The organism is Sanguibacter suaedae, assembly GCF_016342785.1.
Taxonomy (GTDB): domain Bacteria; phylum Actinomycetota; class Actinomycetes; order Actinomycetales; family Cellulomonadaceae; genus Sanguibacter; species Sanguibacter suaedae.
Genome location: NZ_JAEINH010000004.1, coordinates 203,424 through 216,770, shown reverse-complemented (window position 1 = coordinate 216,770; position 13,347 = coordinate 203,424). Strand labels below are relative to the sequence as shown.

Genomic DNA, 13,347 nt, shown 5'->3' with positions numbered 1-13,347 from the left:
CGCCGGTACAGGTCGATGATCGCGAGGCCCGAGGAGGCCGTCACGGCAGTGGTGGACTCCTGCCGAATCGCCGACTGACGCGGGACCCTCGAGCGTCCCAGGCGCGCCGTCGGCCGACGGGGCGTGCTCTCGTGGACGGGGCGCGCGCTCAAGGCCACGCCCCGTCCACGAACGCACGCCCCGTGCCCTTCGGCGGGGCCCCCGACGTTCCAGGTGCCGCTCCCCGCACGTCGGGTTAGCGTGTGAGAACTGGCGTCAAGACGCGGCGCGGTAACGATCTCCTACCCAGGAGAGCCCGGGACCCGTCGGGACAGGCGACAGCCGCCCGACCAGGTCCTGCGACCATCGCATCCACCACGAGGAGGACCCATGGCAACGGGAGAGACCGGTTTCGACGACGTCACCTTCGACCTGATCTCGGTGCAGTACCACTCGCTCAAGGCTGGGCACGACTACGGCCAGTACGTGCGAGACGCACGCAACGCGGGTCGTGAGGACATCGCGACCTTCTTCGAGGAGGTCATGGCGCAGGACTCCGAGCGCGCCGAGCGCTGCCACGGCTTCATCAAGGAGCTCTCCGGCAGCGACGAGTCCGGCCCTGCCGTCTCCTGACGGCACCGGGGACGGGCCCACGGCCCGTCCCCGTCCGGGCCGCCGCACCGCGTCGGCCTTTCCCCCTGCGTGCCACCACCGCCCCGCGGCGGGCAGGCACGCGCAGAACAGGAGCAGCACGTGCTCGATCAAGCCCTCACCATGCCGTTGCCGAGTCCCCGTGGACCGCTGAGCACGGCACTCCTCGACCTCCTCACCCGCGACGTGGACGACGCCGCAGCCCGTGCGTTCGCCCGGACGACGCAGGACGAGGTCGCAGGACGCTCCGACCTCGTCGACGACGACGACGTCCAGGTCACGCTCCTGTGCCTGTACGAGCTCCACCACCGAGGTCTCACAGGGGTCGACGACGCATGGGAGTGGCACCCGTCGGTCATCGACGCCCGGCGCCACATCGAAGCACCGTTCGAGGCCGAGCTCCGCTCCCGCGTGACCGTCCCGGAGACCTCGGCCACCACGGCGTCCGAGGTCGCCGCCACCCTCTTCGAGCTCGCGGCGGCGGACTCCGGACCGAGCGTCGCCCGCTTCGTGGCCAAGCGCGCCACCCGGGATCAGGTCGACGAGCTCCTCATGCACCGCTCGGTCTACCAGCTCAAGGAGGCCGACCCGCACACGTGGGCGATCCCACGGCTCAGCGGCGCCCCGAAGGCGGCGCTCGTCGAGATCCAGACCGACGAGTACGGCGGCGGCCGCCCCGAGCGCGTCCACTCGACGCTCTTCGCCCAGACGATGCGCGAGGCGGGCCTCGACGACACGTACGGCGCCTACCTGGACGACGTCCCCGCCTCGACGCTCGCACCCGTGAACATGATGTCCATGTTCGGCCTCCAGCGCCGCCTGCGGGGCGCGATCGTCGGCCACCTCGCGGCGTACGAGATGACGTCGTCCATCCCCTGCCGCCTCTACAGCACGGGTCTCCAGCGCGTCGGGCTCGGCCCTGGCGCCACCGAGTACTTCGACGAGCACGTCGAGGCGGACGCCGTCCACGAGCAGATCGCCGGCCGTGACCTCGCGGGACGCCTCGCCGAGGCGGAGCCCGCGCTCCTCCCCGACATCCTCTTCGGTGCGGCGGCGTGCCTGACCGTCGACGGGTGGTCCGGTGAGCGCATGATCGAGCGCTGGTCCGCAGGAGAGTCGTCGCTGCGCACCCACCGGTCGGCGCAACCGCTCCTCCAGGGTGCGTGACGCGGTGAGCCGCGCGAGCATCCGCGCCGTCCCCGACCGTTCGTCGCAGGACGCGCCGCCTGGCGCAGCCACGGCCGACGAGCCGACGGCCCCCCGAGGGGCGTCCTCCACGACGATCACGCTGTGCCCGGACGGGCCGCTCCTGGTCCGCGGCGACGTGGAGCTGTTCGACGCGGACGGCGAGAGGGTGGAGCCCCGGCGCTCGACCGTCGCCCTGTGCCGGTGCGGCGCGTCCGCGATCAAGCCGTTCTGCGACGGCACCCACAAGGTGAACGGATTCCGCTCGGACGTCTGACCCGCGCGCACGCACTCATCGCGAGAGCCCCAGTTGTTATACTGATCAATTCAGACGTTGACCCGGGCGGTGCCCCGGCTGGTCTGCGTGCTCCGCCTCGATCGACGGCAGCAGCACCGAAGCCGGGACTCCGTGCGCGTACCCCTCCGGGGTCCCGCGGCGTGGCCCGTGCCGAGGCGCGTCGTCAGGGCCGGACCGCAGCGCACGCACGCACCGTCGACGACGCCCATCACGGACACGCCCGTGTCCGACGCAAGGAAGGAGCGACCTGTGACCGAGACGACCGTCACCTGGCTGACCCAGGAGGCGCACGACCGACTCCAGGCCGAGCTCGCCCACCTCACCGGAGAGGGCCGGGCGGACATCACCGACCGCATCGCGGCGGCTCGCGACGAGGGGGACCTCAAGGAGAACGGCGGCTACCACGCGGCACGCGAGGAGCAGGCGAAGAACGAGGCACGCATCCGTGAGCTCACGGAGAAGCTGCGCAGCGTCCGCATCGGCACCCCGCCCGACGACGGTGTCGTCGAGCCGGGCATGGTCGTCACGGCGCTCGTCGCCGGCGACGAGATGGTCTTCCTCCTCGGCTCGCGGGAGATCGCCGACACCACGGACATCGACGTGTACTCGGAGAAGTCCCCGCTCGGTGCCGCGATCAACGGCAAGAAGATCGGCGAGAAGGCCAGCTACACGGCGCCCAACGGCAACGAGATCTCCGTCGAGGTCACGGACGCCAAGCCCTACACGGGCTGACCTCGCGCACACCCGCGGCACACAGCGGCGGTCACCGGGAACCCGGTGACCGCCGTTGCTGCATCCGGGCGTCGCCGTCGGCGCCCTGGGCGGCCCCGCACCCCAGGCGCCCTGGTGCCGTCAGTGCTCGGTGAGCCGGTACCCCGCACCGCGGAGGAAGTCGAGGAGGCTCGCACGGTGCTCCGGCCCCTTGGTCTCCACCTGCATGGTCACCTCGACCTCGTCGATCGCGAGGTCCACGCCCGTCCGGACGTGGTCGACGTGCATGACGTTGCCCCCGTGGTGCGCCAGGTCCTGCAGGAGCGCCGCGAGCGCCCCGGGCCTGTCGACGAGCCGCACACGCACCTGCAGGTACCGCCCCGCGGACGCGAGTCCGTGGCGGACGACGCGCAGCAGGACGAGGGGGTCGACGTTCCCGCCGGAGAGCACGGCGACGACGGGCCCCTCGTACTCCTCGGGGTGGGCCATGAGCGCGGCGACGGCAGCAGCACCCGACGGCTCGACGACGAGCTTGGCGCGCTCGGCGACGAAGAGGAGCGCACGGGAGAGGTCCTCCTCGGTGACGGTCCGGATGTCGCAACCGCCCGCGTGGATGATGCCGAAGGGCACGTCGCCCGGTGTGCTCACGGCGATGCCGTCGGCCATGGTCGACAGGGGCACGGTGCGGGTGGGGGTCCCCGCCGCGAGCGACACCTGGTAGCCCGCGGCGCGCGCGGCCTGCACGCCGACGACGCGCACGTGCGGGGCGAGGGCGGCCATGGCGGCGACCACCCCGGCGGTGAGCCCGCCGCCTCCCGTGGGGACGACGACGGTGCGCACGTCGGGCACCTGCTCGAGGATCTCGAGGGCGACGGTGGCCTGCCCGGCGACGATGTCGGCGTGGTCGAAGGGGTGGATGAGGACGGCACCGGTGCGGTCGGCCTCGTCGCGTGCGGCGGCGAGCGCGTCGTCGACGCTGGTGCCGACGAGGCGCACCTCGGCGCCGTAGTCCTTGGTGGCGGCGACCTTGGGCAGCGCGGCGTCGGTGGGCATGTAGACGACGGACCTGATGCCGAGGAGTCGTGCGCCGAGGGCCACGCCCTGGGCGTGGTTGCCCGCGCTCGCGGCGACGACGCCCCGGGACTTCTCCTCGTCGGTGAGCCGTGCCATGCGCACGTAGGCGCCGCGGATCTTGAACGAGCCGGAGCGTTGGAGGTTCTCGCACTTGAGATAGGCGCGCGTCCCGACGACGGCGCTCAGGGCGTTGCTGGGCTCGACGGGTGTGACGGTGGCGATGCCGTCGAGCATCCGTGCGGCGTCCTGGATGCTCTCGATCGTCACGTCGGGCACGGGGTGCCCGGCAGGGACGTCACCGCTCATCGCCGGGCTCTCGCTCGCGGTCGTCCTTCGCCCGGTCCTCGGCCGCACCGAGGGGATCCGTCTCGTCGGACCCGTCGGTGCTGGCAGTGCCGTCGGTGCTGGCAGTGCCATCGGTGCTGGCAGCGCCGTCGGTGCTGGCAGTGCCATCGGTGCCGTCCTTGGAGCGCTTCTTCAGGGAGAGGATCTTGTCGAGCGCGGCGCGGCCCGCCTCGGCGGTCGCGGCGAGGCGGTCGCGACCGTCGTCGTCGCCGGGTGCGGGCCGCCAGCCCTGGACCCCGCCGACGTGTCGCTCCGCCGAGGTGATCATGATCGCGCGGCGACCGCTGGGTCTCATCGCGACGTGGTCCTCGAAGCCGAGCTCGGGGAACTTGTCGTGCCCGTGGAAGTACAGGACGACGGTGTTGAGGACGGCCGCGATGGGCACGGCGAACAGCGCCCCGCCGATGCCCGCGACGAGCGTCCCGCCGGTGACGACGAGGAGGACCGCGACGGGGTGGAGGGACACCGCGTGGCCCATGAGCCACGGCTGGAGGACGTTGCCCTCGATCTGCTGCACGAGGAGCACGACGCCGAGCATGATGAACGCGGCGACCCAGCCGTTGGCGACGAGGGCGACGAGGATGGCGATGGAGCCGGTGACGATGGCACCGACGAACGGGATGAACGAGCCGATGAAGACGAGCACGGCCAGCGGGAGCGCGAGCGGGACCCCGATGATCGCCGCCCCGACACCGATGCCGACGGCGTCGATGAACGCGACGAGGATCTGGGTACGGGCGTAGGACGCGAGGGTGACGAGTCCGCGTCGGCCCGCCTGGTGCGTGCGCTCGCGCGTGTGGCGGGGCAGGAGACCGACGAGCCACGTCCAGATGCGGCGGCCGTCGATGAGGAAGAACAGGGTGCAGAACAGGGCGATGAGCGTCCCGACGAACACCTGGCTCACGGTGGAGGTGACCACGAGGGCCCCGGAGACGAGCGAGGAGGAGTTCTCCTGGACCGTCGCGAGGAGCTCCTCCCAGTAGGCGTCGAGGGTCACGCTGTCGATCTGCAGCGGCCCGTCGGCCAGCCAGTCCACCAGCTGCTGGAATCCCTGGACGGCCTGGTCGCTGAGGTCGGCGAGGCCGCGCGTGATCTCCCGCCCTGCCACGACGACGAGCCCCACCACCGCGCCGATGAGCGCGACGACGGACGTCGCGGACGCGAGGACGGCGGAGAAGCGCAGCCGGGTGCGCAGGAACCCGGCGAGCGGCTGGAGGAGCACCGTGAGCAGCAGCGCGATCGCGACGGAGATCACGAGGACCTTGAGGTAGGACACTGCCCACACGATGACGGCGACGGCGGCCGCGATCGCGAGGAACCGCCACGACCACGCGGCGGCGGCCTGCACGCTGCCCGCGACGCTGTCGGCAGCGGGCGTCCGGGTGCGGGCCTGCGCGCTGGTCCCGAGCTTCTCGCTCGTCACCCGCACGGCACGGCTGTCGACGGGGCCGGTCTGCGGTGCGGCGGCGGGCTCCTCGCCCGGTCCAGCTTCCATGCGGTGCGTCTCCTCGTCGTCCGTGGTGCGCCTGCCCCACGCGTCCTGTGCCACATGGCGGGGTCCCGGTGGCGTCTCAGTGGACAGGTTACGGTGCGTCGCCGCCGGGAACAGGGCGGACACCCGGCGCGTTGTCCTGTGACGTCCGCCCTGCGTGAGCGAGAGCCGTGCAGGTCACCGCCCCGCGGAGGCACGGTCCACCTGGAGGTCGCATGTTCGGCTCGTTGTTCGGCTCGTCCCTGAAGACCACGATGGTCTCCCCCGAGCGCGCCCTGTCCGGCCGGCCGGACCCCGTGTACACGGTCCCCGAGACGCACGCCGTGCTGGGCACGCCCCTCGCGGGCCCGTGGCCCGAGGGGACGCGCGTCGTGTACCTGGGTCTCGGGTGCTTCTGGGGTGCGGAGAAGGAGTTCTGGCAGCTGCCGGGCGTGGTGACGACGGCGGCCGGGTACCAGGGTGGGTTCACGCCCCACCCGACGTACGAGGAGGTGTGCACCGCGCTCACGGGGCACACCGAGGCCGTCATGGTCGCCTACGACCCGACGGTCGTGAGCGACGTCGACCTGCTGCGGACGTTCTGGGAGTCGCACGACCCGACGCAGGGGTTCCGTCAGGGCAACGACGTGGGGACGCAGTACCGGTCGGCGGTCTACTGGACGACGCCGGAGCAGGAGGCGGCCACCCGCGGGACGCTCGAGGTCTTCCAGGCGAGCCTCACCGAGCGTGGCTTCGGGCAGATCACGACGGACCTGAGGTCCGCGGAGGACGCCGGCCCCTTCTACTACGCGGAGGCTTACCACCAGCAGTACCTGCACAAGAACCCGAACGGCTACTGCCCGGTCCACTCCACCGGCGTCGCCTGCTCGGTGCCGTCGGCCTGACGGAGGCGGCTCACCGCTTGCCGCGCTTGCCGCCGCGGGGCTTGTTCTTCGCGGCGGCCTTCCGTGCGGCGGCCTGCTGGCGGTCCGTAGCCGCGCGCGCGGCCGCGGACCGGGCGCCTGCCTTCTGCGGCTTGGCCCTGCCCGCCTGTGCGCCCTTCGACGGGGCCGCTCTCGTGGGTGCGTCGGCGTCCTGCTGGGTCCCACGTCCCCGCGAGCTGTTCGGGGTACGGCCCCGCACGATGCCGATCATCTCCTCGACGAGGTCCGTGGTGCGGTCCTCGACCCACGCGAGGGCCACCGTGGAGGTAGGGGCACCGGTGGCCTCGCGGAACACGAGGTCCTTGCGGTGGTGCAGCCGGGCGAGGGACTGGGGGACGACGAGGAGCCCGACGCCCGCGGCGACGAGCTCGACGGCGTCGGCCGTCGTCGCCGGGCGCTCAGCGGCCGGCCTCCCGGGCAGCTGCGCCCACCCCAGGCGGTCGTCCAGGGGGTGGAGGAACACCTCGTCGTCGAGGTCGTCCACGGGCACGGCGTCGAAGGCGCTCACCACGTGGTCCTTGGGGACGACGACGACGGGGGTCTCCTCGTAGAGGGGAATCGCGCTGAGCGCCTCACGGTCCACCGGCAGCCGCAGGAGCGCGGCGTCCACCGTCCCCTCTCGGACCGCTGCGTCCGCCTCGAGGACCGGCAGGGGGACGAGGTCCATCGGGACGTCGGGCAGGCGCTCTCGCCACACCGAGACCCATTTGGCCGGGGTGACCCCGGGGACGAACCCGAGCCGGAAGCGGCGCCCGTCGGGTGAGGGCGGCGCGGTGGGGTTGTCGTCAGGGCTCACGGGGTCAGGCTACCCGGGCCCCGACCGATATCCTGGGCGCATGACCCCGCCGAAGACGCCCCAGACCATGAAGCCCGCGACTGCGGCGAAGAAGCTCGGCGTGTACCTGCCGGCGACGCCGCAGGAGTTCCAGGAGTCCCTCGTGTCCCGCGAGGAGCTCAACACCCTGCAGTCCGACCCCCCGGAGTGGCTGTCCGAGCTGCGCCGCAACGGCCCGCACCCGCGCCCCACCGTCGCGGCACGTCTCGGGGTGTCCATCGCCGGCCTCGCCCGCGGCGGTGTGACCGAGGCCCTCACGACCGAGCAGATCAACGAGCTGCGCGAGGAGGAGCCGGACTGGCTCGTCCGCGAGCGCGCCGTCCAGGCCCAGGTGCGCGAGGAGGAGGAGCGCATCGCCGAGCGTGACGCGAAGATCGCGGCGAAGGCCGACAAGGCCGAGCGTGCGGAGCGTTCCGGCCGCAACTGATCAGGCGTCGGGCGTGGCCGTCGCCTCGGAGTGACCGAGGGAGCGCCCCGGGGCGACGCGGTCACGGACGAGGCGCTTGAGGTGCGTGATCTCCGGGAAGCCGCCGTCGGTCTTGCGGTTCCAGATGGTCTCCGAGCCCACGGAGATCCGGAACACGCCCCCGGTCGCGGGGACGAGGGCGACCTCTGTGAGCTCGTCGGAGAACGTGCTCAGCAGCTCCTGCGCCATCCACGCGGCCCGCATGAGCCAGCGGCACTGCGTGCAGTAGACGATCGACACCTTCGCCACTCCCGTGACCGTCGACGACGTGCCCGCGGCGGCGGGCTCCGTGGTCACGCGAGGGCCTGGTCGAGGTCCGCGAGGAGGTCGTCGACGTCCTCGATGCCGACGGACACCCGGACGAGGTCGTCCGGGACCTCGAGGACAGACCCTGCCACGGACGCGTGCGTCATCTTCCCGGGGTGCTCGATGAGCGACTCGACCCCGCCGAGGGACTCGGCGAGCGTGAACACCCGGGTGCGGTCGACGACGTCGAGGGCCTTGGCGAGCGTGCCGGTCCGGAAGGAGACCATGCCGCCGAAGGCCGACATCTGCGCCTTCGCCATGGCGTGCTGCGGGTGGGACTCGAGGCCGGGGTAGATCACGGAGCCCACGGCCGGGTGCTCCTCGAGGAACGTCGCGATCCGCGCCGCGTTGGCGCTGTGCCGGTCCATGCGCACACCGAGGGTCTTCAGCCCGCGCAGGGTGAGCCAGGCGTCGAACGGGCCCGCGACGGCGCCCACGGCGTTCTGGTGGAACGCCACGGCGTCGGCGAGCGACTGGGATCCGGTGGGTCCCGTCGCCCCGAGGGGCAGCACGGCACCGGTCGCTGTGACCACGGCGCCGCCCACGACGTCCGAGTGCCCACCGACGTACTTGGTGGTCGAGTGCACGACGACGTCGGCGCCCAGCGTGAGGGGGCGCTGCAGGGCGGGCGTCGCGAAGGTGTTGTCGACGACGAGGAGCGCGCCGGCGGCGTGCGCGACGTCCGCGAGGGACGCGATGTCGCTCACGCCGAGCAGCGGGTTGGACGGGGTCTCCACCCAGACGGCGCCGGTGACGCCGGGCCGGATGGCGGCGGCGACGGCCGCGAGGTCCGACGTGTCGACGGGGGTGTGGTCCACGCCCCACGCGGCCAGGACCCGTGCCACGAGGCGGTACGTGCCGCCGTACGCGTCGTCGGGCATGACGAGGTGGCTGCCCGGGCGGAGCACGGCGCGCAGCAGGGTGTCCTCGGCGGCGAGGCCGGACGCGAACGCGAACGCCCGGCCACCGAGCTCGACGGACGCGAGCGCCTCCTCGAGAGCGGTGCGGGTGGGGTTGCCGGAGCGCGAGTACTCGTACCCGCCGCGCAGCCCGCCCACCCCGTCCTGCTTGTACGTGGACACCTGGTAGATGGGCGGGACGACGGCGCCCGTGGTGGCGTCGGGATCCTGGCCGGCGTGGATGGCGCGGGTCGCGAAGCCCGCGGTGGACCAGTCGGGGTGCTCGGAGCTCATCACCCGACCACCCTAGCCGCGGGCCCGGGCCGTGTCAGTCAGCGGTCAGTTCGCGAGGTACCCGAGGAGGTCGTGGCGCGTGAGGACGCCCACGGGCTTGCCGTCCTCGACGACCATCGTCGCGTCGTGGGTCTCGAGGACGCGACGGACCTCGTCGACGCTCTCCCCCGCCCCGACGATGGGCAGGCGGTCGGCCATGTGCTTCTCGACGGTGTCGGTGAGCGCCGCCCGCCCGGAGAAGACGGCGTCGAGGAGCTCCCGCTCGCTCACCGACCCGGCGACCTCACCGATGACGACGGGCGGCTCCGCGAGGACCACGGGCATCTGCGAGACCCCGAACTCGCGGAGGATCTCCACGGCGTCGCGCACCGTCTCGGTGGGGTGCGTGTGGACCAGGGACGGCATCTCCCGGGACTTGCCACGCAGGACGTCACCGGCGGTCACGCCCTGCTCCGCGTCGAGGAAGCCGTACGAGCGCATCCACGCGTCCGAGAAGATCTTCGACATGTATCCCCGGCCGCCGTCGGGGAGCAGGACGACGATCACGGCCCGGGCTGCGGCCGCCGGGTCCTCCGCCTCGAGTCGCGCGGCGAGACGCAGGGCGGCGACGACGGCCATGCCGCACGACCCGCCGACGAGGAGGCCCTCCTCCCGGGCGAGGCGACGGGTCATCGCGAACGAGTCGGCGTCGGAGACGGCGATGATCTCGTGCGGGACGGCCGGGTCGTACGCCGAGGGCCAGAAGTCCTCGCCCACACCCTCGACGAGGTACGGGCGACCCGTCCCGCCGGAGTACACGGAGCCCTCGGGGTCGGCACCGACCACGCGGACCTCGCCACCGTCACGGTCGGCGGAGACGTCACGCAGGTACCGGCCGGTCCCGGTGATGGTCCCTCCGGTGCCGACGCCGGTGACGAAGTGCGTCACCCGCCCTTCGGTGTCGGCCCAGATCTCCGGACCGGTCGTGGCGTAGTGGCTGGCCGGTCCGTTCTGGTTCGCGTACTGGTTGGGCTTCCATGCCCCGGGGATCTCCGTGACGAGGCGGTCGGAGACGGAGTAGTAGGACTCCGGGTGGTCGGGAGCGACGGCCGTGGGCGTCACGACGACCTCGGCACCGTACGCGCGCAGGACGTCCCGCTTGTCGACCGACACCTTGTCCGGGCACACGAAGACGCAGCGGTAGCCCTTGCGCTGCGCGACGAGGGCGAGGCCGACGCCGGTGTTGCCGCTCGTCGGCTCGACGATGGTGCCGCCCGGCCGGAGCTCGCCGGAGGCCTCGGCCGCCTCGACCATGGCCAGGGCGATGCGGTCCTTCACGGAGCCGCCGGGGTTCATGTACTCGACCTTCGCGAGGACCGTCGCAGCGAGGCCCTCGGTCACGGTGCCCAGCCGCACGAGAGGGGTGTCGCCGACGAGCTCGCTCACGTGGTCCGCATATCTCATGCGCTCACCGTACCGACCGCGTCACAGGTACGGGACCAGCACGGGGTCGTCCCCGGAGACGTCCACGTCGAAGCGCAGGAGCTCGTCCGCGCCGTCCTGGACGAGGTACACGACGTGCGTGCTGCCCATCCGGGCGCAGGGCACCTCGACCGGGGTGTAGCGCGGGACGGCGAGCAGACGGTCCTTGAGCGCCGAACGGAGCTCCTCGGACGTCCGGACCGTCCCCTCGAAACGGTCGATCGTGCCGCTCGACCCGTGGGTGACGGCACGCACGTAGTCGTGGACCGCCCCGAGCGGCGACCCCCGTCCTGCCCCGCTGTCCAGGGCGGCGACGTCGTCGTCCTCGTAGAGCGGGCGCACCGTCATGAGGCGCACCTCCCCCGAGGTCGTCGTCTCCCGCCACGACACCGCGTAGTCGACGGCCGTCTCGTGACTCGTCCCGTCGTCGAGGACGTACGTGGTGCGCACGGGAACCGACGCGACGGGGTCACCGCCGGCCACCCCGAGCACCTCCGCGTCGCCGGCGACGACCATGACCTCGCGGGCCGGCGCGTCCCGGGACCACTGCTGCTCCACGTACTCGGCGTGCGACCACAGGAAAGCCCGTGCCTGGCTGTTCACGGGGACGGTCTCGGCGAGCACCGTCGCGACGTCCTCGGCCGGTGTCCCCGCGTCGAGGATCTCGAGGTCGGGGGCTTCGAGGGCGAACCGCGCCTCGACCTCCTGGAGGAGCCGCCCGAGGGTCTCGGCCTGCTCGGACGCCTGCTCGGCGAGGACGACGGGGTCCGCGTCGACGGGAACCGGTGACACCTCTTCCCACGGGTCGGCGCTCACGCAGCCCGAGAGCACCGACGCGGTGGCCAGGGTGAGGAGGCCCACGAGGGCACGTCGGATCGTCAGCACCCGTCCAGCGTCTCGCGGACGCCACGCGCGGTGCATCACTCCCAGGTCGGATATGCGCGCCCACCACCTGGGCCCTGCGGATGAGGTCGGCTACGCCCTGGGCACGCAGGAGGCCGCCGCACCCAGGGGGGCGGCGGCCTCCTCACGGACTCTGCGGGTCCGTGCTGCGCTCGTGCGGTGCTGGTCCGCTCAGGCGACGTCGACGATGTCGACGACGAACACGAGGGTCGCGCCGCCGGCGATGCCGGCCTGCGGGACGCCGCGCTCGCCGTAGCCGAGCTCCGGCGGGATCGAGAGCAGCAGGCGGGAGCCGATGTTCTGCCCCACGAGCCCCTGGTCCCAGCCACCGATGACAGCCCCGATACCGATGGGGAAGTCGATCGTCGCACCGCGGTCGTAGGAGTTGTCGAACACTCCCCCGCCCCACGACTGGCCGAGGTAGTGGACCACGATGTTGTCACCGGCGGCGACCTGGGGACCGTCACCCTCCGAGAGCACCTGCACCTGCAGGCCCTCCGGGGCGCCCGACGCGGGGAACGTCAGCTGCGGCTTCTCGCCGAATGCTCCGCTGGCCTGTGGCAGTTCGATCGACATGGGTCGGTTACCTCTCCTCGATGGTGGTGAGCCCCCAGACTACGGGGACCCCAGCGGTCAGTCGCTCTGGAAGATCGCGAGCAGACGCAGGAACTCGAGGTACAGCCAGATGAGGGTGACGACCAGGCCGAACGCCGCGGTCCACGCGAACTTCGCGGGGACGCCGTTGCGCACGCCGCGCTGGATCGCGTCGAAGTCGACGATGAGGCTCGCCGACGCGAGGCCCACGGCCACGAGGCCGATGATCACGCCGAGCGGTCCGTTCCGCATGCCCCAGCCGTCGCCGCCGAGGAACACCACGTAGACGAGGTTGAGGAGCGAGAACGCGAGATACCCGGCGATGGAGAACATCAACCAGCGGGTGAACCGCGGCGTCACGCGCACACGACCGGACCGGAAGAGGAACAGGCACGCGGCGAACGTCGCGACGGTCGCACCGACCGCCTGGAGGACGATCCCGTCGAACTGCGCCTCGTAGAACGCGCTGATCCCGCCGAGGAACACACCCTCGGCGACGGCGTAGGCCACGATGAGCGCAGGGCTCGGGTTCTTCTTGAACGCGTTGACGAGGCCGAGGACGAGGCCCGCGATCGCACCGAAGAAGAACAGCTCCGGTGCGGTGAACCACGTGATGGCCCCGACCACGACGATGATGCCGAGGAGACCCGCGGTCTTCATGATGACGTCGTCGTACGTCAGGCGCCCCGTCTGGGCGGTGGTCGCCGACGGCGCGTCGTACATGCTGTTCATGCTCGCGGCGTCCATGCCGGCGTGCCCGGCCGTGTACTGGCCGTACTGCGGCTGCGTACCGTACTGCTGGGTCCCGGCCGCGGGGCTCGCGTTCGGGCTGAAGACGTTGCTCCGAGAAAATACTGGGCTTCCCACTCGTGCCTCCTGGTCGCGGTTCCGGTCCGACGTCGCTCTCGCGGCGCCAGCCGAGGGGGTCTCG

General features: G+C 72.2%; 15 protein-coding genes. 6 read left to right on the top strand and 9 right to left on the bottom strand.

What is annotated here, in order from left to right:
- The first annotated feature begins 369 nt into the window (after nt 1–369).
- The 4 genes from JAV76_RS06785 to greA all read left to right on the top strand — a co-directional run bounded on the left by JAV76_RS06785 (nt 370) and on the right by greA (nt 2,845).
- Nucleotides 370–612 carry an acyl carrier protein gene (locus JAV76_RS06785; RefSeq protein ID WP_198733263.1) on the top strand — a complete coding sequence of 81 codons (243 nt, stop codon included), beginning with the start codon at nt 370–372 and terminating at the stop codon, nt 610–612.
- A gap of 141 nt (nt 613–753) precedes the next feature.
- Nucleotides 754–1,797, top strand: coding sequence for an iron-containing redox enzyme family protein (locus JAV76_RS06780; protein WP_198733379.1), 1,044 nt, complete (start codon nt 754–756; stop codon nt 1,795–1,797).
- 4 nt (nt 1,798–1,801) lie between these two features.
- Nucleotides 1,802–2,092, top strand: a complete 291-nt coding sequence (locus JAV76_RS15240) for a CDGSH iron-sulfur domain-containing protein (RefSeq protein WP_307844049.1) — start codon at nt 1,802–1,804, stop codon at nt 2,090–2,092.
- Nucleotides 2,093–2,362: 270 nt separating this feature from the next.
- Entirely contained in the window at nt 2,363–2,845 is a 483-nt protein-coding gene (greA, locus tag JAV76_RS06770; RefSeq protein ID WP_198733262.1) for a transcription elongation factor GreA, read from the top strand.
- 120 nt (nt 2,846–2,965) lie between these two features.
- Here greA and ilvA read toward each other — a convergent pair whose 3' ends face one another.
- On the bottom strand, nt 2,966–4,204 hold the full coding sequence (gene ilvA, locus JAV76_RS06765; protein WP_198733261.1) for a threonine ammonia-lyase: 1,239 nt from the start codon (nt 4,202–4,204) through the stop codon (nt 2,966–2,968).
- The gene (locus JAV76_RS06760; protein ID WP_198733260.1) at nt 4,194–5,738 is read right to left on the bottom strand and encodes an AI-2E family transporter; all 1,545 of its coding nucleotides are present in this window, start codon (nt 5,736–5,738) and stop codon (nt 4,194–4,196) included. Before JAV76_RS06760 ends, ilvA begins: the two co-directional genes overlap by 11 nt.
- A gap of 212 nt (nt 5,739–5,950) precedes the next feature.
- Between JAV76_RS06760 and msrA the strand changes: the two genes are divergently transcribed.
- Complete coding sequence (gene msrA / locus JAV76_RS06755; RefSeq protein ID WP_198733259.1) at nt 5,951–6,619, top strand: peptide-methionine (S)-S-oxide reductase MsrA; 669 nt, start codon at nt 5,951–5,953, stop codon at nt 6,617–6,619.
- 10 nt (nt 6,620–6,629) lie between these two features.
- Here msrA and JAV76_RS06750 read toward each other — a convergent pair whose 3' ends face one another.
- On the bottom strand, nt 6,630–7,454 hold the full coding sequence (locus JAV76_RS06750) for a LysR substrate-binding domain-containing protein (protein WP_198733258.1): 825 nt from the start codon (nt 7,452–7,454) through the stop codon (nt 6,630–6,632).
- 40 nt (nt 7,455–7,494) lie between these two features.
- On the opposite strand from JAV76_RS06750, the gene JAV76_RS06745 reads away from it, so the two are divergent.
- Nucleotides 7,495–7,920, top strand: coding sequence for a DUF5997 family protein (locus tag JAV76_RS06745; RefSeq protein ID WP_198733257.1), 426 nt, complete (start codon nt 7,495–7,497; stop codon nt 7,918–7,920).
- Here JAV76_RS06745 and JAV76_RS06740 read toward each other — a convergent pair whose 3' ends face one another.
- The 6 genes from JAV76_RS06740 to JAV76_RS14885 form a co-directional block, all read right to left on the bottom strand.
- A complete protein-coding gene (locus JAV76_RS06740) occupies nt 7,921–8,256 on the bottom strand; it encodes an Rdx family protein (protein WP_307844047.1) in 336 nt (111 codons plus the stop codon). It abuts the gene before it with no gap.
- Nucleotides 8,253–9,458 carry a cystathionine gamma-synthase gene (locus JAV76_RS06735; RefSeq protein ID WP_198733256.1) on the bottom strand — a complete coding sequence of 402 codons (1,206 nt, stop codon included), beginning with the start codon at nt 9,456–9,458 and terminating at the stop codon, nt 8,253–8,255. Before JAV76_RS06735 ends, JAV76_RS06740 begins: the two co-directional genes overlap by 4 nt.
- 45 nt (nt 9,459–9,503) lie before the next feature.
- Nucleotides 9,504–10,901: a cystathionine beta-synthase gene (locus JAV76_RS06730; protein WP_198733255.1), complete on the bottom strand. Its 1,398-nt coding sequence runs from the start codon at nt 10,899–10,901 to the stop codon at nt 9,504–9,506.
- Nucleotides 10,902–10,922: 21 nt separating this feature from the next.
- Nucleotides 10,923–11,804 (bottom strand): hypothetical protein, encoded by an 882-nt coding sequence (locus tag JAV76_RS06725; RefSeq protein WP_198733254.1) that lies wholly within the window; start codon nt 11,802–11,804, stop codon nt 10,923–10,925.
- 189 nt (nt 11,805–11,993) lie between these two features.
- Nucleotides 11,994–12,398 (bottom strand): FKBP-type peptidyl-prolyl cis-trans isomerase, encoded by a 405-nt coding sequence (locus JAV76_RS06720; RefSeq protein WP_198733253.1) that lies wholly within the window; start codon nt 12,396–12,398, stop codon nt 11,994–11,996.
- A gap of 57 nt (nt 12,399–12,455) precedes the next feature.
- Nucleotides 12,456–13,283 (bottom strand): Bax inhibitor-1/YccA family protein, encoded by an 828-nt coding sequence (locus tag JAV76_RS14885; protein ID WP_307844046.1) that lies wholly within the window; start codon nt 13,281–13,283, stop codon nt 12,456–12,458.
- Nucleotides 13,284–13,347: the final 64 nt, after the last annotated feature.